This window comes from Emticicia sp. C21, from assembly GCF_003418935.1.
Lineage (GTDB): Bacteria > Bacteroidota > Bacteroidia > Cytophagales > Spirosomataceae > Emticicia.
In genome coordinates this window covers 107,656-124,170 of sequence record NZ_QVMT01000009.1, presented here as the reverse complement: position 1 = coordinate 124,170, position 16,515 = coordinate 107,656, and the positions used below count along the sequence as shown (strand labels likewise).

The following is a 16,515-nucleotide window of genomic DNA, read 5'->3' as shown; positions in this document are numbered from 1 at the left end:
TAGAAAGATGTATAAGAATATATGCTTTGCTCTGATATTATTTTGTCAGTTAGCAACAGCACAAACGCCAACAAAAATGACCAAAGAAAAAACTAAAATTGAAAAACACGCCGATAAACTGATAGTGTATCAGATCTACACAAGGTTATTTGGAAATACTAAAACGACCAACAAGTTCAACGGAACTATTAAGGAAAATGGTTGCGGAAAATTTAATGATATTAATGATGCAGCTTTGCAGGCATTGAAAAAATTCGGAGTGTCGCACGTATGGTATACGGGTGTAATAGAACATGCGACCATGACTGATTATTCTAAACAGGGCATCCAAAAAGATAATCCATTAGTTGTAAAAGGAATGGCAGGTTCACCTTACGCTGTGAAAGATTATTATGATGTTGACCCTGATCTGGCAGTGAATGTAAAAAACAGAATGAAAGAGTTTGAAGCATTGGTACAAAGAAGTCACAAAAATGGGCTAAAGGTTATCATAGATTTTGTGCCAAACCATGTGTCTCGCCAATATCATTCAGATGTAAAGCCTGCAGGGGTAAGAGATTTAGGCCAGGATGACGATAAGTCAAAAGGTTTTGCCTTTAATAATAACTTCTATTATATGGTAGGACAAGACTTTATAGTGCCGGATAGTATAACCCCTCCCATAAAAGTTACAGAGCCTTACATCGAATCTCCGGCAAAGGTTACAGGAAATGATGTGTTTCTGGCAAGCCCAAGTAATAAAGACTGGTATGAAACTGTGAAGCTGAACTATGGAATTGATTATCTGGATGATCGGGCACATTATTTTAATCCTGTGCCAAGTACTTGGCTGAAAATGAGAGATATTTTGCTTTTCTGGGCTGGCAAAGGAGTTGACGCTTTCAGATGTGATATGGCTGAAATGGTACCAAAGGAATTCTGGGGATGGGTGATTCCTGAAGTAAAGAAAATAAATCCAAATATCATTTTTATTGCAGAAATCTACAATCCATCTGCTTACTGGTCATACATTGATGAGGGAAAGTTTGATTACCTCTACGATAAAGTGGGTTTATATGATAGTTTAAGGCGATTGATGCAAGGCGCAGGTGATGCCAATGATATTACAAAAGTCTGGCAAAACGAATCGGGCAATTTTGCTAATCATATGATACGATTTCTGGAAAATCATGATGAACACCGCATCAGTTCAAAGTATTTTGCTGGTGATCCATTTAAAGCTATTCCATCTATGATAGTTAGTGCCACTTTACACTCAGGCCCGGTTATGTTATACTTTGGTCAGGAAGTCGGAGTCAATCCAACGGAGCCAGAAGGCTTTAGTGGAGACGATGGACGCACTACGATTTTTGATTATTGGGGCGTACCAGAATTTCAGAATTGGGTAAATGACCATAAGTATGATGGTGGTAAACTAACGGCTGATCAAAAGAAAATCCGGAAGTTTTATGCTGATTTGTTAAAATTCGTCAATAGCAGTGATGCCATACAAAATGGACAATTCTTTGATTTACAATATGTCAATAATAATGGACAATCACCACATTATAACGACCTCAAAATATTTAGTTATCTAAGATTTACTGAAAAACAAAAATTGTTGTTTATTTGCAACTTTGACTTGGAAAATTCATATTCAACCGCTGTTAATATTCCAAAAGGTGCCTGGGAAATGATGAAGTTGGATCCATCAGAAAAACATACTTTTAAAGGAGTTTTTGGCAATAAATTGAATATGAAAGACCAGAATTCAGATAAGATAAAAATAGATATTCCACAAAACAGTGTTTTGATTTTTGAAATTAAGTGATATACTCAACCCTTTAACCTATATAAACCCAGGTAAATAATGGCAACAATTGTCAATAAAGGCAAACCAATGCTTTCGTTCTGGCAGATTTGGAATATGAGTTTCGGATTTTTCGGCATTCAATTCGGTTTCGAATTACAGAACTCTAATGTGAGCCGTATTTTTGAAACTTTAGGTGCAAATAAAGACGAAATTCCTTTGCTCTGGATTGCGGCACCTGTTACAGGGTTAGTAGTTCAACCAATTATCGGTTATTTAAGTGACCGAACCTGGCACCCCTATTGGGGACGAAGAAGACCTTTTTTCTTTATTGGTGCTATCCTTGCCACTATTGCCCTCTTTGTGATGCCAAATTCGTCTGTGCTTTGGGTTGCTGGGGGTATGCTTTGGATCCTGGATGCTTCCATTAATATATCTATGGAGCCTTTCAGGGCATTCGTAGGTGATAAACTCAATTCTCAACAAAGAACTACAGGCTTTGCCATGCAAAGTTTCTTTATAGGGGTGGGTTCTGTTATTGCAGCTTTGCTTCCATGGATATTTACCAACTGGTTTCACTTTAGTAATACCGCCGCAGCAGGTGAAATCCCTGATTCGGTCAAGTATAGCTTTTATATAGGAGGTATAGCCTTTATTGTAGCTGTATTTTACACGGTTTTCACCACTGATGAATTTCCTCCGGAAGATATGGAGGCCTTTAAAAAAGAAGTGAAAGAAGCCGGCTTCATGGATGGGTTCAGAGAAACCTTTGTTGGTATCTTTAAAATGCCTAAAACTATGGCTCAATTAGCAATTGTACAGTTTTTTACTTGGTTTGGCTTATTTGCTATGTGGATTTACAGTACTAATGCAGTTACCAGTACTAAGTACAATATGAAAGTAGAAAAGGCTCTGGTAAATAAAATGGAAACGGCACTTCAAGCTAAATTGCAATCGCCTCAACTCGATGCTAAGGAAAGTAAGATATTCAAATCTCTGCAAGCTGATATAAATGAAATAAATGAATACAGAGCTAACCAGAATCCTGTAACTATTTCAATAAACCTTGCCAATTATTTTGAAGAGAATAAAGAAAATACTTTGAGTGCCGTAGAAGTAAGCGAATTGAAGAGGGTAAAGCATGAATACAACGATGGAGCCGACTGGCTGAATGTTTGTTCAAGCGTAAGAAATGGCGTAGCTGCCTTATTTGCCTTTATTATTCCTTTGATTGCCTTGCGGACTAATCGTAAAATTACTCATATGATCTGTTTGCTTATTGGTGGCATTGGTTTGATTTCTATTTATTTTGTTACCACTCCGCAACTCATTATTCTTTCTATGGCTATGGTTGGTATTGCGTGGGCAAGTATATTATCTATGCCTTATGCAATTCTCTCCGGGTCATTGCCAGCTAATAAAATGGGTTATTACATGGGAGTATTTAACTTTTTCATCGTAATCCCACAGATTGTGGCTGCAACTATTTTGGGCTTTTTTACCATGAAAGTTTTCGGTGCTGATACATTGAATACTATTGTTTTGGGTGGAGTATCAATGATTCTGGCGGGATTATTAGCCTTAAGGGTAGAAGATAAAGATTGAAAATTGCTTATATTGTCATAAAAATAGTATAATTCCACAAACTGCCATATACTGAAATAACCGATCGGTATATGGTTTTTCTTTAAAAATTTATATAACTTTTGAGTCTAAATTCTTTGATTAAGTTATTTTGGATTAATTTATAATGCTCTAATTCACTATAATTGTAAGTCTATACAATTATAAAAATGGTCTTATTCCACTACTGCTTTATCTTAAAAGTATTTCTCTGTGCTTAAATAATTCTAAATTGTACTGAAAACCCGATCAAATGTTTAAAAGCAGGTACTTATATCCATTTCTTCATATCATTATGTGGTTAGGTTATACCGCCTTGCCTCAATTGAATATCAATCTGCGAGATAGCTCAAGACCACAGATTAATCCTTATAGCAATGGCTATTATTGGGCTTATGCATCGTTTTCTGCAATAATCCTTTTTTATTTTAACTCTGAGTATCTTTTCCCGAAAATTTATAAACAAAAGCCTATCCGGTACTTTATCTATCTGATTCTGGTTATTGCTATATTGCTTGTGGGGCGTTTTCTGGCTCGTGTGAATTTTGTTGGCAATGATATCAATCAGACTCTATTTTATATAAACGGCTTCCTGCAATACCTGTATATTTTTGGTATCAGCGCTTCTTATAGTTTCTTCACTGACTACCAGCGTCAACAAAGTTCTAAACGCGATAATGAGCATGAAAGATTGAAGTCTGAGCTGGCGTTTCTTCGCTCGCAGATTTCTCCACACTTTATGTTTAATCTGCTCAATAGTCTGGTGGCTCTAAATAGAAAAAAATCAAATCTGGTAGAGCCTGTTTTATTAAAGATGTCGGATTTACTAAGATATATGCTTTACGAAAAAGATGATAAACAGATTTCGCTTGATAATGAAGTAAAGTACCTCCAAAACTATATAGACTTACAGAAATTGCGGTTCGGAGATTATGTAGATATAGACTTTTCAGTAAAAGCCCCTACTTTCAGTAAAAATATAGAACCTATGCTTTTGATACCATTTGTAGAAAATGCGTTTAAACATGGGGTGGGTATGATAGAAAAGCCTATTATCAGAGTTGAATTGCAAACAGTGGAAAACCAGTTGCTGTTTAAGGTAACGAATAAATTTAATACTGATATTCAGGAAGTAAAAGATGGTGCTTCAGGCATTGGTCTGACCAATGTAAAAAGAAGATTAGAATTACTTTATCCTGATCAGCATTCATTAAAAGTGCAAGAAAAAGATAATTTTTATACAACTGAGCTGAAATTGAATTTAAGACAGGTTGCTTAACCATTTCTTCTTAATTGCGTTCACATTCATAGCGGAATTTAATTATCGTTTAGATTTCAGTAGGTTTGTATTTTATTTAATAGAGAAACTTTCGTTTCTTTAGCGAAATTTTCATCTGAAAACCCCAAATAATATGCGTTGTATAGCCATTGATGACGAACCTCTTGCATTAGATTTATTAGAAGATAATATCAGGCAGGTTCCTTATTTAGAATTAGTCGGACGCTGTAGAAACGCTTTTGAAGCTATACAGTTGATTCAGAAAGAAAAAGCAGAGTCTCGTCAGATAGACTTACTTTTTTTAGATATTCAAATGCCTGGTATTACTGGGGTTCAATTCCTTAAAAGCCTTGTGACGAATCCGATGGTTATTTTCATTACTGCCTACGAACAATTTGCTTTGGAGGGTTTTGAACTGAATGTTATAGACTATCTTTTAAAGCCGGTATCATTTGAACGTTTCCTGAAAGCTTGTAATCGTGCCCATGAGTTATATCAATTAAAGAGTATACCACAACCAGTGGCAGCTCCAGTTGCTCTAGAAGAACATTTCTTTGTCAATGCTGAATATTCGTTAGTAAAAATCCGTTACAACGATATACTTTATATTGAAGGCTTAAAAGATTATATCAAAATATATCTGGCCACACAAAGCCGCCCTGTTATCACCCGTATGACCATGAAAGGTATAGAAGAAAAGCTCTCTTCACTACCTTTTATGCGTGTTCATAAATCTTTCATTGTCTCTCTCAACAAGATTGAGTCTATCAGAAATCTCAAAATTAGCATTGGTACTCACCAGATACCTGTTAGTGAGCAGTTCTCGGAAGAACTAATGCGTAGAATAGGGGGTAAATAGACGTCGCGAGAATCGGGTGTTTTGTCGAAAGTATTTTATTAAAGGTACATATATGTTTAATATTGTGCATCTCTTCAGAGCAAATCAACGTCTTTATATTTGTAAACTCAAAGAGAGTTCTCCTACGCACAGTGTCAAATAGTTTTGAGTATAAACTGAAGTCTAGCTCAATTCTTAAAAGGAGGTGAGGAAGCCAGCCAAAGACAAACTTGCAAACAAGTTGTTGTTTAAACAAATAAAGCTGATTCAGGAAGTGCGGTGGGAATTTTGGAAATGGAGTAAATATCTACTCATAAATAATAGGTTAGTACGTAAAACTCGCGAGCTTTGCTTGCGAGTTTTTTTTATCTCAATTTTGCGTTAAAATTAATCATTAGAATTTAATTAAAATGAATCATCGACAAATTTTCTTACAGAATATTGCACAAACTTCTGATTTCCCCTTAGCTCTTGAAATAGAAAAGGCAGAAGGCATTTACTTGTATGGAAAAAATGGTGAAAGATACATGGATTTAATCTCGGGTATAGGTGTAAGTAATGTGGGGCACCGGCACCCGAATGTAGTAAATGCAATTAAATCACAAGTTGATAAATATATGCATCTGATGGTGTACGGAGAATACATTCAGCAGCCGCAAGTGATGCTAGCAGATGCTATAACAATGACACTAGTCAATTTTCAAACAACCTCAGGTTTAACATTAGATAACGTATATTTTACTAATTCCGGAGCAGAGGCTGTGGAGGGAGCTATGAAGCTTGCGAAACGCTATACAGGACGCACCGGGATTGTTGCTTGCCATAGTTCTTATCATGGATCTACACAGGGCGCCTTATCGCTGGGAGACGAGCATTTCAAAAGAAATTTCCGACCATTGCTACCATCAATTATTAAAATCCATCGAAACCAGTTAATCGATTTAGAAAAAATAACTGCCAATACCGCTGCAGTTTTTTTTGAGCCTGTGGGAGGGGAATCCGGTATTCGTCCTGCTAATCATATTTATCTGAAACAATTAAGAAAGCGTTGCGATGAAGTAGGCGCTTTATTGGTTTTTGATGAAGTACAATCAGGTTTTGGCAGAACAGGCACTTTCTGGGCTTTTGAGCAATATGATGTTGTCCCTGATATTTTGCTATGTGCGAAAGGCATGGGTGGTGGCATGCCCATCGGTGCTTTTATTGCGCCGAAATTGATAATGTCAGTTTTTAAAGAGAATCCGATTTTAGGGCATATAACTACCTTTGGAGGCCATCCGGTTAGCTGTGCCGCATCTTTTGCTACGCTTAATACGATTCTGGAAGAGAATCTGACCAGAGATGTTGAAGAGAAAGCCAACCTCTTCAAGAAGTTATTACTTCACCCTAAAATTAAAGAAGTCCGAAATAAAGGGTTGATGATGGCCGTTGAGTTTGAAGATTTCGATACACTGAAACCTATTATTGATAAAGCTATGAGCAAAGGAGTCATTACTGATTGGTTTTTGTATTGCGATAACTCTATGCGTATAGCTCCGCCATTAATTATTACAGAAGAAGAAATCAGACAAGCCTGCAAAGTTATTTTGGCAAGTATAGACTAGTTTCAGATATTGTCATAAAAAAGCTCGTTTTGATAATTAAGATAAGGTTTCAGAATGAGACAACCTTTGATTACTTCTTGCCCAAAATCTTCAGCAAGCACCTCTTTATCTGTATACTTATGATAAAAGAATAACTGTTTATACTTTAGTAATTCAATGTCCGGATGATCCGCCGAATAACCTTTTGGCATGTTCTTCACCTTTTCGCCCCAGATATTAGGATAATAGGCTTTAAATTGCTCATCTTCAATAATGCTTTTGAGATGCTCAGGATTATAATCTATCTCTTGCCTGAATGAGGCTAAATGGGCTGCAGTAGGTTCCCACATACCACCGCCCAGCGTTGATTGATTACCAGGCTGTATTTGAAGAAAAAAGTCAATTCTTCCTGATGACCTACCACCAGGACCAAATGCTGCTGAAAAGAATTTTTTATAAGGAGATTTGTCTTTCGCAAAACGTATGTCCCGATTGATTCTGAATATGCAGTCTTTTACTTTGGTATTGGCTAAATCGTCCTGCACTTTACATAAGCCATCTAATATTTCTTCACAAAGTTTTTCAAACGAAGCTTTAGCTATTTCATAGTCTTGCCGATGGGCCTGAAACCATTCTCTGTTATTATTTTCTTCCAGATTCTTTAAAAATTGAAGTGTATGTTGAGTAGGCATTATTAATTTGTCTATTTTTGCTTCAAATTACATTATATTATCGAAACAATTATTAATATTTTATGGCAAGAATTCTGACAGGTATACAAGCAACTGGTCGTCCGCACCTGGGTAATATTTTAGGCGCCATTTTACCTGCAATCAAGCTTTCTCAGAAATCAGATTCCGAGTCTTTTTTATTTATCGCAGACTTACATTCTCTAACAGCAGTTAAGAATGCTGAAACCCTGGCCGAAAACACCCGTGCTGTGGCTTCTGCATGGTTAGCATGTGGTTTTGATGCTGATAAAAACTTCTTCTATCGTCAGTCACGTTTAGCGGCTTATCATACCGAGCTTCTATGGTATCTTTCATGCCAGACACCATACCCTATGCTTGCCAATGCGCATTCATTCAAAGATAAAGCAGACAGGCTTTCAGATGTAAATGCAGGGCTTTTCACTTATCCTGTATTACAGACAGCCGATATTGTCTTGTATCATGCCGATTTTGTTCCGGTAGGTAAAGACCAGAAACAACATCTGGAGATGTCGAAAGATATTGCCGCTGCCTTCAATAGAACTTATGGCGAGGTCTTTAAGCTTCCTGAGCCATTAATTGATGAGAGTGTAATGGTAATTCCGGGAACTGATGGTTCAAAGATGAGCAAGTCATATAATAACTATATAGACATATTTTTGCCTGAAAAACAATTATTAAAGACGATAAAATCCATCATTTCAGACAGTACACCTCTAGAAGAACCTAAGAATCCTGATACTGATGTAACCTTTAAATTATATTCTTTAATAGCTGAAGAGGCAGAAACAGAAACCTTACGCCAGAATTACCTGAATGGAGGATTTGGATATGGACACGCTAAACAAGCGCTTTATGAATTGATTCTGAAAAGATTCAGCAAGGAAAGAGAGCTTTATAATTATTATATAGAGAATAATGAGGCATTAGATAAAAAATTAAAAGAGGGCGAGGAGAAAGCGGGAGAAATTGCCAGAAAAACTATTCAGGATGTCAGAAATGCTCTAGGATTTAATTGATATGATTGAAATTATCAGAAATGCCGAATATGAATGGTTTCTTTGGCTCAACAGCTTCCATTCTCCATTCTGGGATATAATTATGTATTGGGTTACCCACCGTTTTACATGGATACCCCTATACATTTTTCTGATTTATTATACTTTGGTTGTTATCAGGAAAAACGCCTGGTATAAACTCTTTTTTATCATGGCTTCTGTGGGGTTGTCTGACCGCGTTACGTCTGGACTCATGAAACCCTACTTTATGCGTTTCAGACCTTGCCATGACCCTGCTATACAGAATCTGGTACATGTGGTTGGCGGCTGTGGCGGGCAATATGGTTTTGCGTCCAGCCATGCAGCGAATACTTTTGCATTGGCACTGGCTTTTCTTTTAATAAATAATAATGCTAATAAGTGGAAATATTTTCTGTTTTTGTGGGCAATTTTCGTTTCTTATAGTCGTATATATGTAGGGGTACATTTTCCAACTGATTTAATAGTAGGGGCCATTGTTGGCGTATTAGTTACTCTAATCATTTATTTTGTTATAATTAAATTTAAGCAATCATTACTAACTTAAAACTGAGGGATTCTCGCATCAAAACATGAAAAAACTATCTTTATTTGTCGTTTTACTTTTATTTTCAACACTTTCTTTCGCTCAGGATATTACCCAAGGAACCTGGTATAATCAGGAAAAAAGTGGTAAAATTCAATTTTTTAAGCAAGGAGACAAATATTTTGGAAAAATTGTATGGCTTAAAGAACCTAATGAAGCTGGTAAGCCACGTACTGACAAACAGAATCCCGATGAAAAACTGCGTACAAGGCCTTTAATAGGATTAGTAAATCTTAAAAATTTTAAGCAGACAGATAAAGATTCATGGGAAGATGGAGAAGTATATGATCCTAAAAATGGTAAAACATATTCATGTAAAATGACACTCACAAGCCCTACAACTTTAGACGTAAGGGGTTTTATCGGGTTATCTATTATTGGCCGAACAGAGCATTTTACAAAAGCTGATTAATATCAAAATTGATTGTAACAAAAAACTCCCTTATCGCTAAGGGAGTTTTTTATATTTTACAAGCACCGACTTATTTTACTTCTTCGTAATTTACATCAGTGACTTCTTCATCTTTTCCGCTACCTGTTGCCGGGCCACTGCTGGTCGGTTCTCCTGCTGGAGCACCGCCACCTGCAGCATAGATTTCCTGAGAAGCCGCCTGCCATGCATTATTTATTTTTTCCATTGAGGCATCAATGGCTGCTGCATCTCTTGTACCATGAGCAGCTCTTAATTCTGCCAAAGCACTTTCGATTGCTGATTTATTACCTTCTGATAATTTGTCACCAAATTCTTTCAACTGCTTTTCAGTAGTGAAAATCATAGTATCAGCCGCATTTACTTTCTCAACTTTTTCTCTTTCTGCTTTATCTGCTTCTTCATTAGCTTTCGCTTCATCACGCATTTTTTGGATTTCAGCATCAGACAAACCAGAAGATGCTTCAATACGGATTTTTTGTTCTTTACCAGTACCTTTATCTTTAGCAGTTACATGTAAAATCCCATTAGCGTCAACATCGAATGTTACTTCAATCTGAGGCACGCCACGTGGTGCTGGAGGGATACTATCTAAGTGAAATCTACCAAGCGTACGGTTCTGAGATGCCATTGGGCGCTCACCTTGAAGAATATGTAATTCTACCGAAGGTTGATTATCCGCAGCTGTTGAGAAAGTCTCGACTTTTTTAGTTGGGATGGTTGTATTTGACTCAATCATTTTGGTAAATACACTACCCATAGTTTCAATACCTAATGAAAGCGGAATAACGTCTAACAAAAGAATATCTTTTACCTCACCTGTTAATACACCACCTTGAATGGCAGCACCAACTGCTACTGCTTCATCCGGATTTACATTTTTAGATGGTTTTTTACCGAAGAATTTCTCAACTTCTTCCTGTACACGAGGAATACGTGTTGAACCGCCTACTAAGATTACCTCATCAATATCGCTATTGCTCATGCCCGCGTTTTTCATCGCTCTACGGCAAGGCTCCATTGCTCTCTGGATTAATGAATCAGCCAGTTGTTCAAATTTCGCGCGGCTTAGGCTTCTTACCAAGTGTTTTGGAATACCATTAACCGGGAAGATATACGGCAAATTGATTTCAGTCTGTGCCGAGCTTGATAACTCGATTTTAGCTCTTTCAGCAGCCTCTTTCAAACGTTGTAAAGCCATCGCATCCTGACGTAGGTCGATACCCTCATCTTTCTTGAATTCGTCAGCCAACCATTCAATAATCACCTGGTCGAAGTCGTCACCACCTAAATGGGTATCGCCATCTGTAGCTTTTACTTCAAATACACCATCACCTAATTCAAGAACCGAAATATCAAATGTACCACCACCTAAGTCAAATACAGCTACAGTCATGTCTTTGCCTTGTTTATCAAGGCCATAGGCAAGAGCTGCCGCAGTAGGCTCGTTAATGATACGTTTTACATCTAAGCCTGCAATCAGTCCTGCTTCTTTAGTTGCCTGGCGTTCAGCGTCATTAAAATAGGCCGGAACCGTGATAACAGCTTCAGATACAGTTGTTCCTAAGTAATCTTCAGCAGTTTGTTTCATTTTTTGAAGAATAAAAGCTGAGATTTCCTGAGGAGTATATTGACGGTCTCCAATGCGTACGCGAGGAGTATTATTTGGTCCTTGCTCTACATCATAAGAGATGGTTTTCATTTCAGAACTCACTTCATTGAAACGTTTTCCCATGAAGCGTTTAATAGATTGTATAGTATTTTTAGGGTTAGTGATTGCCTGACGCTTAGCAGGAGCACCTACTTTTTTCTCACCATTCTCTAAAAACGCTACGATTGAAGGAGTTGTGCGGGCACCTTCGCTGTTAGCAATAACAACTGGTTCGTTACCTTCCATTACGGCAACGCATGAGTTTGTTGTTCCTAAGTCGATTCCAATAATTTTTCCCATATTTTTTATTTATCAGTAAATTAATTCAAAGTATTTATTACTACTTCCTCAATGGACGTGCCAAGCCTGTATTTGGCAGGAAAAACTGACAGATTGGCAGTAGTGAAATATTGAATCAGTGCCAAATTAAGCGATTTTGGCTTAATGAGTATGTTTAGAGAAAAATCAGGATGTACAAACTGTCACAGCACCTTTAATTATTGCAACCGGCTATCTGAACCCGGAAAACTGTGCCAAATTCAGCCTGAAAACCTGGCTGTAAAGTGACGGATTGCCCAGCCTGATACGTAACCTTAGAATCAGGTAAAATTATATTTTGAGCTGTAATAATTGTTGAAGCTCTGAAAGTCAGGTTTATATTTGATCCATAAAAATCATTATCAGGGCTTACTAAATTATAAGAAGTTGCACAGTTAGGTAATACATTAATTGTAATTTTAACCGGGCTACTTATACAATTCCCGATTTTACAAGAAGCTGAGTACTCTGTGGTTACAGTAGGATTTACAATAACTGATTGGGTTTGAGCAGTAATTCCCGGACTCCAGATGATTGAACCACCTGTACACCCGTAGGTATCTAATACAACCGATTGGCCTGCATTTATTGTTTTAGGAGTTGCCGCAATTAAAAGATACGAAGAAGTTACAATTTCAGTCATATTACTAAGGGCTGACACATTACCAGAAAAATCTTTAGCTCTGATTTTAACTGTGTAATAATGCATAGGTTCAAGTCCTTGAATATTATAACTTGTGGCAGGTGCATCTACAGAACCAACTAAAACATCATCAACATAAATTTCATATTTTTCAACTTCCATATTATCATTAGAGGCCGTCCACACAACCGTTGCACAGTTCTGGCCAACTTGACTTACATTCGGATTTTGAGGGATTGAAGGAGCCTGATTATCAATACAATGTAATCTTGCACCTGCCCAGTCTGTATGGTCAAAATTGAAATTATCAGGGCCTTGATTAGTAATTATTTTCAGTTCCTGAACGCCCTGTACATCAATGTTGAGTTTGATTGTAGTACTGGTATTATTTAAAAGCGGGCTTTCATAACGTAAAGTATTATCGGCATATACTCTAAAATAAACTGATCCTAGAGTAGGAGGAGAGGCAATTTCGTCATCAATACCAATGTCACTGATAAAGCGACTAAAATTTCCATTTAATTTATATATAATTTCTGAATTGGCATGACAACCAATACCTTTAGGATAAGTAGTTCCATTTAATTTGATAGGAGCACCATCAATACTTTTATCATATTTTATAGTATTATCGCGTCCATCAATAGCTGTACAAGCAACCATATCTGAGAGATAAGTAACTCCATTACAATTTAATGCACCCAGACAACCGCAGTTAACAGGTTGTGTAAATGTAATATTACCTTGATTATCAGTTAAATAACACCGATAAATGCCGCTAGTTCTACTAATAACCTGAGAGGTTGATTCTGATGGATCTTCAAAGTCTGAATTACCAATATCCAGTCTAACCCATTTGTATGCAGTATACCCACCCGGAGCAGCCAATTGGAATTCAGAATTAATTTGAGTAACATTTACAAATGGTAACTGTTTTGCAGGTATTGGGGTGGCATCAGAAAAAAAAGTATTAGTAAGTGCTGCATTCCACAAATTAGCTAACTCTATAACGCCACTCATATTAAAGTGTACATCATCTTGCCGATACGAAGCATTAAGTACATCTGTATCAGGACCGGAAAACACCTTGCCCAGATTACCTGTATCTGTCCCAAGGTTTTGTTGAGCAACTCTAATGTCCGCTTGAGTCTCGTTAGTATTAAACAAAGTAGCTTTTGAAATGACCCATGGAATTTGACTGCCAAAGTCATTTCTGCTTTTATTGATTACGTAAGAAACATTACTTTGATATTCGCTACCTAAGGTATTAATAAAATTATCAGTTTCGCCATGATGCCATAAGATGGCTCTAACACCAAAAGTAGAAGCATAATAGTTCATAACTCTTTTTAAGCCTGAATAGGGAACTCCTAACTGATTACAGAATGTTGTCTGGGCCGGATTATAATGATTTTCAGTTGGTTGCCCATCCGAACTTTGTTTCCAGTTTATGCTTGAGGTCGAAGTGGCAGCTGCGTTAAAAAAAGCTACCGGAATGCCCAATCGGCTTGTCAGTAAGTCACCCAATCTTCCATACGCCCATGTACTTACCCCTGTTTTAGAAATGTAGCCTCCCGAAATCTGTGAAAACGTTGGGTAATTAGGGAATTTATTGTTGCATTGCCCTGCATTGCTATCATACCATGTAACTTCATTATGAGTTACTACACGCTCATCGTTCGCTATAGTTGAAAATCCCTCCAGCCCTTGCGCATTTGATTGGCCCGCAATGATAAAAACTTCCCCTACGCCCACACGATTAAGCGTCGCAGTCCCACTAATTACCCCGCCTGAATAACTTTGCACTTCTAATCTGTACCATCCTGCAGGTACACCTTGGAGTGTTCCATTAAAAACTCCTCCGGATGGATTATTCTGGATAGTGGTCCAACCCATAGCAACGCTTTCGTTGTAGGGGTTTATGAGACGCGCCTGAACATAACTGAGAGAAATATTAACAGGATAGCTACCTGCAATAGAGAGTGTAGCAAAATTGCTTTGATTTCTTTGGAATACAGCCTTTTCCATAGGAAAAGTGATGCTTATCTGGGCATTCGCATAAACTGTAGTCAGCAAAAGAACAGATAGTAAAAAAGAGGATTTAAAATTCATGTTTTTTTTATTAGACACTGCCAAATTATTAAATTAAGATGCCCACCCTACAATCAGGCAACTGCTTGATATTCAGATAGAAGAGAATTGTAATAAATAATCTGACAGTTTACGCTTCATTACTTTCCGGGGCATAAAACCAATACAAAAATATTAAAAAAACAAAAACCAAACCACAAAATCAAAGCCATAATTGATTTTACGGTTTTGATTTTATGATTTGGTAGACCTGATTATTAAACTTAAGAATTATTTTCCGCCAAATAAACCACCAAGCAGACCTCCAATTCCACTTCCGCCACCTTGTTGTCTGCCACCACCGGCAATATTAATTAAATCGTTCATGTCTAATTTGCCATCAGCTAATGCTCCTGCTCCACGGCTTAAAATACTGCCAAAATCAATGCCTGATGTTTTACCTCCCGACAATACATCCATAATACCTCCAGTATTTACAGAATCATCATCAGGGTCATTCGCTTTATTAATCAAACTGCCTAATACCTGAGGAAGCATGCTTGCTACTACACTTGCTGCGGCAGAATTTGATAAGCCAAATTTTTCCATAAGGTTTCTGATTACGCTTTGAGCAATGTTTCCAACAATTGGATTCGACATCATGCTTTGGCCAGAACCAGACCCACCACCAAGCAAACCCAATAGACTTCCAAGACCACCTTGGCTATTAGCTTGGTTAGACAAGCCGCCCATAAGTCCTTCCATAACCTCGTTCATAACACCTTCATTATGTTGATTGGGTACGGCAGGATTGTTAACTACGGCTCCCTGGCCGTATTGTTGAATAAGACCTTGCAAAACTTCTAACATTTTCTTGAATTTTTATGGTTGTTAAGGGGTACAATATTATATTTTTTGTCTACATTTAAACCAGAATCTAGTTTAAATACGCGATGTTTAGACTAATAAATTTTTGTAAAGTAACAAAATGGAATCAGAAAAAAATAATGTTGAGTCAGAATCTTCTAAAGAAACAAACTTAGCTCAGAAATCGGTTGTTGAATTATTAAAAGATAGTGTGATTGATGTCTTATATCCGAGTGAATCGGATGAAAAATTAAAGGTGATAGATTGGCAGGCTGATCATCCTGCACCCTTTAGTCCAATCCTTTTCAGAAAATACATTGGTCTGACTCCTTCAGACAGAGTAGAAACCTTGCCTTGGGAAAAGTTTTTTACTGTAGTACTCGACAAACAAGATTGGTGGACTGACTTTGAAAAACAAAGAGCAGAGAAGTTTGCCAGAATCAAAGCGATTATGCAAGAAAACCTCACTGAACTAGAGTACTTAAGAGCGGGAAGGGTGGAGGTTGAAGCTTATCTTATCGGAAAAGACTTTGAGGGCAAATGGAAAGGATTAAAGACGTTGATTATTGAAAGCTGATTTTCTATAAAAAAGAAGAGGTGTCAATTTATATTGACACCTCTTATAACAGAGAATTGAAAATCTGCTGCTTATTTTACTCTCTCAACTACAGCTCTGAACGCCTCAGGGTGGTTCATCGCCAAGTCGGCCAATACTTTTCTGTTTAATTCAATGCCAGCCTTGTTTAATTTGTCGATTAAAACAGAGTAAGATAATCCTAATGGACGAACCCCTGCGTTGATACGAACAATCCACAAACGGCGGTAACTTCTTTTCTTTTGTTTACGACCTTCGTAGGCGTAAACTAAACCTTTTTCAACGGCGTTTTTAGCAACCGTCCAGACGTTCTTACGACGTCCATAATAGCCTTTGGCTAATTTTAAAACTTTTTTACGTCTTGCTCTTGAGGCAACGTGATTGACACTTCTAGGCATTTTTTTGTTAGTTTTTTGACTTTGGCGGTCCAGAAAATCTGAACTCTTCGGTGCCATTCATCGGGTGAAACAATTGAACCAAATGTAAGAGTCCTGAG

The 16,515-nt window shown here is 37.3% G+C and carries 14 protein-coding genes; 9 read left to right on the top strand and 5 right to left on the bottom strand.

The genetic code is table 11. The features are described from left to right. The first annotated feature begins 76 nt into the window (after nucleotides 1-76). The 5 genes from D0T08_RS19345 (at nucleotide 77) to D0T08_RS19325 (ending at nucleotide 7,133) form a co-directional block, all read left to right on the top strand. A complete protein-coding gene (locus D0T08_RS19345; protein ID WP_229239004.1) occupies nucleotides 77-1,810 on the top strand; it encodes an alpha-amylase family glycosyl hydrolase in 1,734 nt (577 codons plus the stop codon). A 39-nt stretch (nucleotides 1,811-1,849) separates the two neighbouring features. Continuing rightward, nucleotides 1,850-3,394, top strand: a complete 1,545-nt coding sequence (locus D0T08_RS27985) for an MFS transporter (protein ID WP_229238998.1) — start codon at nucleotides 1,850-1,852, stop codon at nucleotides 3,392-3,394. 271 nt (nucleotides 3,395-3,665) lie between these two features. After that, on the top strand, nucleotides 3,666-4,691 hold the full coding sequence (locus tag D0T08_RS19335; RefSeq protein ID WP_116984332.1) for a sensor histidine kinase: 1,026 nt from the start codon (nucleotides 3,666-3,668) through the stop codon (nucleotides 4,689-4,691). Between the two features lie 133 nt (nucleotides 4,692-4,824). Continuing rightward, nucleotides 4,825-5,550 (top strand): LytTR family DNA-binding domain-containing protein, encoded by a 726-nt coding sequence (locus tag D0T08_RS19330; RefSeq protein WP_116984331.1) that lies wholly within the window; start codon nucleotides 4,825-4,827, stop codon nucleotides 5,548-5,550. 389 nt (nucleotides 5,551-5,939) lie between these two features. Beyond that, entirely contained in the window at nucleotides 5,940-7,133 is a 1,194-nt protein-coding gene (locus D0T08_RS19325; RefSeq protein WP_116984330.1) for an aspartate aminotransferase family protein, read from the top strand. Nucleotides 7,134-7,135: 2 nt separating this feature from the next. Here the strand turns inward: D0T08_RS19325 and D0T08_RS19320 are convergent, their stop codons facing one another. Continuing rightward, nucleotides 7,136-7,804 (bottom strand): DUF2461 domain-containing protein, encoded by a 669-nt coding sequence (locus D0T08_RS19320; protein WP_116984329.1) that lies wholly within the window; start codon nucleotides 7,802-7,804, stop codon nucleotides 7,136-7,138. A gap of 62 nt (nucleotides 7,805-7,866) precedes the next feature. Between D0T08_RS19320 and trpS the strand changes: the two genes are divergently transcribed. From trpS to D0T08_RS19305, 3 genes are read left to right on the top strand one after another with little or no spacing between them, the layout of a single operon-like run. Further along, entirely contained in the window at nucleotides 7,867-8,841 is a 975-nt protein-coding gene (gene trpS, locus D0T08_RS19315; RefSeq protein ID WP_116984328.1) for a tryptophan--tRNA ligase, read from the top strand. Nucleotide 8,842: 1 nt separating this feature from the next. Continuing rightward, a complete protein-coding gene (locus D0T08_RS19310; protein WP_116984327.1) occupies nucleotides 8,843-9,406 on the top strand; it encodes a phosphatase PAP2 family protein in 564 nt (187 codons plus the stop codon). Between the two features lie 25 nt (nucleotides 9,407-9,431). Beyond that, nucleotides 9,432-9,857: a DUF2147 domain-containing protein gene (locus D0T08_RS19305; RefSeq protein ID WP_116984326.1), complete on the top strand. Its 426-nt coding sequence runs from the start codon at nucleotides 9,432-9,434 to the stop codon at nucleotides 9,855-9,857. 70 nt (nucleotides 9,858-9,927) lie between these two features. Here D0T08_RS19305 and dnaK read toward each other — a convergent pair whose 3' ends face one another. The 3 genes from dnaK to D0T08_RS19290 all read right to left on the bottom strand — a co-directional run bounded on the left by dnaK (nucleotide 9,928) and on the right by D0T08_RS19290 (nucleotide 15,427). Further along, nucleotides 9,928-11,826, bottom strand: coding sequence for a molecular chaperone DnaK (gene dnaK, locus D0T08_RS19300; RefSeq protein ID WP_116984325.1), 1,899 nt, complete (start codon nucleotides 11,824-11,826; stop codon nucleotides 9,928-9,930). A 193-nt stretch (nucleotides 11,827-12,019) separates the two neighbouring features. After that, on the bottom strand, nucleotides 12,020-14,599 hold the full coding sequence (locus tag D0T08_RS19295; protein ID WP_116984324.1) for an NPCBM/NEW2 domain-containing protein: 2,580 nt from the start codon (nucleotides 14,597-14,599) through the stop codon (nucleotides 12,020-12,022). A 249-nt stretch (nucleotides 14,600-14,848) separates the two neighbouring features. Next, nucleotides 14,849-15,427, bottom strand: a complete 579-nt coding sequence (locus tag D0T08_RS19290; RefSeq protein WP_116984323.1) for a DUF937 domain-containing protein — start codon at nucleotides 15,425-15,427, stop codon at nucleotides 14,849-14,851. A 118-nt stretch (nucleotides 15,428-15,545) separates the two neighbouring features. Here D0T08_RS19290 and D0T08_RS19285 point away from each other — a divergent pair, with 118 nt between their 5' ends. Then, the gene (locus D0T08_RS19285; RefSeq protein WP_116984322.1) at nucleotides 15,546-16,001 is read left to right on the top strand and encodes a nuclease A inhibitor family protein; all 456 of its coding nucleotides are present in this window, start codon (nucleotides 15,546-15,548) and stop codon (nucleotides 15,999-16,001) included. A 71-nt stretch (nucleotides 16,002-16,072) separates the two neighbouring features. Here D0T08_RS19285 and rplT read toward each other — a convergent pair whose 3' ends face one another. Next, a complete protein-coding gene (rplT, locus tag D0T08_RS19280; RefSeq protein WP_116984439.1) occupies nucleotides 16,073-16,417 on the bottom strand; it encodes a 50S ribosomal protein L20 in 345 nt (114 codons plus the stop codon). Between the last annotated feature and the right edge of the window lie 98 nt (nucleotides 16,418-16,515).

Coding starts and splice junctions, on each gene's coding strand:
- D0T08_RS19345 (WP_229239004.1), top strand. CDS start 77: ATGACCAAAGAAAAAACTAAAATTGAAAAACACGCCGATAAACTGATA.
- D0T08_RS27985 (WP_229238998.1), top strand. CDS start 1,850: ATGGCAACAATTGTCAATAAAGGCAAACCAATGCTTTCGTTCTGGCAG.
- D0T08_RS19335 (WP_116984332.1), top strand. CDS start 3,666: ATGTTTAAAAGCAGGTACTTATATCCATTTCTTCATATCATTATGTGG.
- D0T08_RS19330 (WP_116984331.1), top strand. CDS start 4,825: ATGCGTTGTATAGCCATTGATGACGAACCTCTTGCATTAGATTTATTA.
- D0T08_RS19325 (WP_116984330.1), top strand. CDS start 5,940: ATGAATCATCGACAAATTTTCTTACAGAATATTGCACAAACTTCTGAT.
- D0T08_RS19320 (WP_116984329.1), bottom strand. CDS start 7,804: ATGCCTACTCAACATACACTTCAATTTTTAAAGAATCTGGAAGAAAAT.
- trpS (WP_116984328.1), top strand. CDS start 7,867: ATGGCAAGAATTCTGACAGGTATACAAGCAACTGGTCGTCCGCACCTG.
- D0T08_RS19310 (WP_116984327.1), top strand. CDS start 8,843: ATGATTGAAATTATCAGAAATGCCGAATATGAATGGTTTCTTTGGCTC.
- D0T08_RS19305 (WP_116984326.1), top strand. CDS start 9,432: ATGAAAAAACTATCTTTATTTGTCGTTTTACTTTTATTTTCAACACTT.
- dnaK (WP_116984325.1), bottom strand. CDS start 11,826: ATGGGAAAAATTATTGGAATCGACTTAGGAACAACAAACTCATGCGTT.
- D0T08_RS19295 (WP_116984324.1), bottom strand. CDS start 14,599: ATGAATTTTAAATCCTCTTTTTTACTATCTGTTCTTTTGCTGACTACA.
- D0T08_RS19290 (WP_116984323.1), bottom strand. CDS start 15,427: ATGTTAGAAGTTTTGCAAGGTCTTATTCAACAATACGGCCAGGGAGCC.
- D0T08_RS19285 (WP_116984322.1), top strand. CDS start 15,546: ATGGAATCAGAAAAAAATAATGTTGAGTCAGAATCTTCTAAAGAAACA.
- rplT (WP_116984439.1), bottom strand. CDS start 16,417: ATGCCTAGAAGTGTCAATCACGTTGCCTCAAGAGCAAGACGTAAAAAA.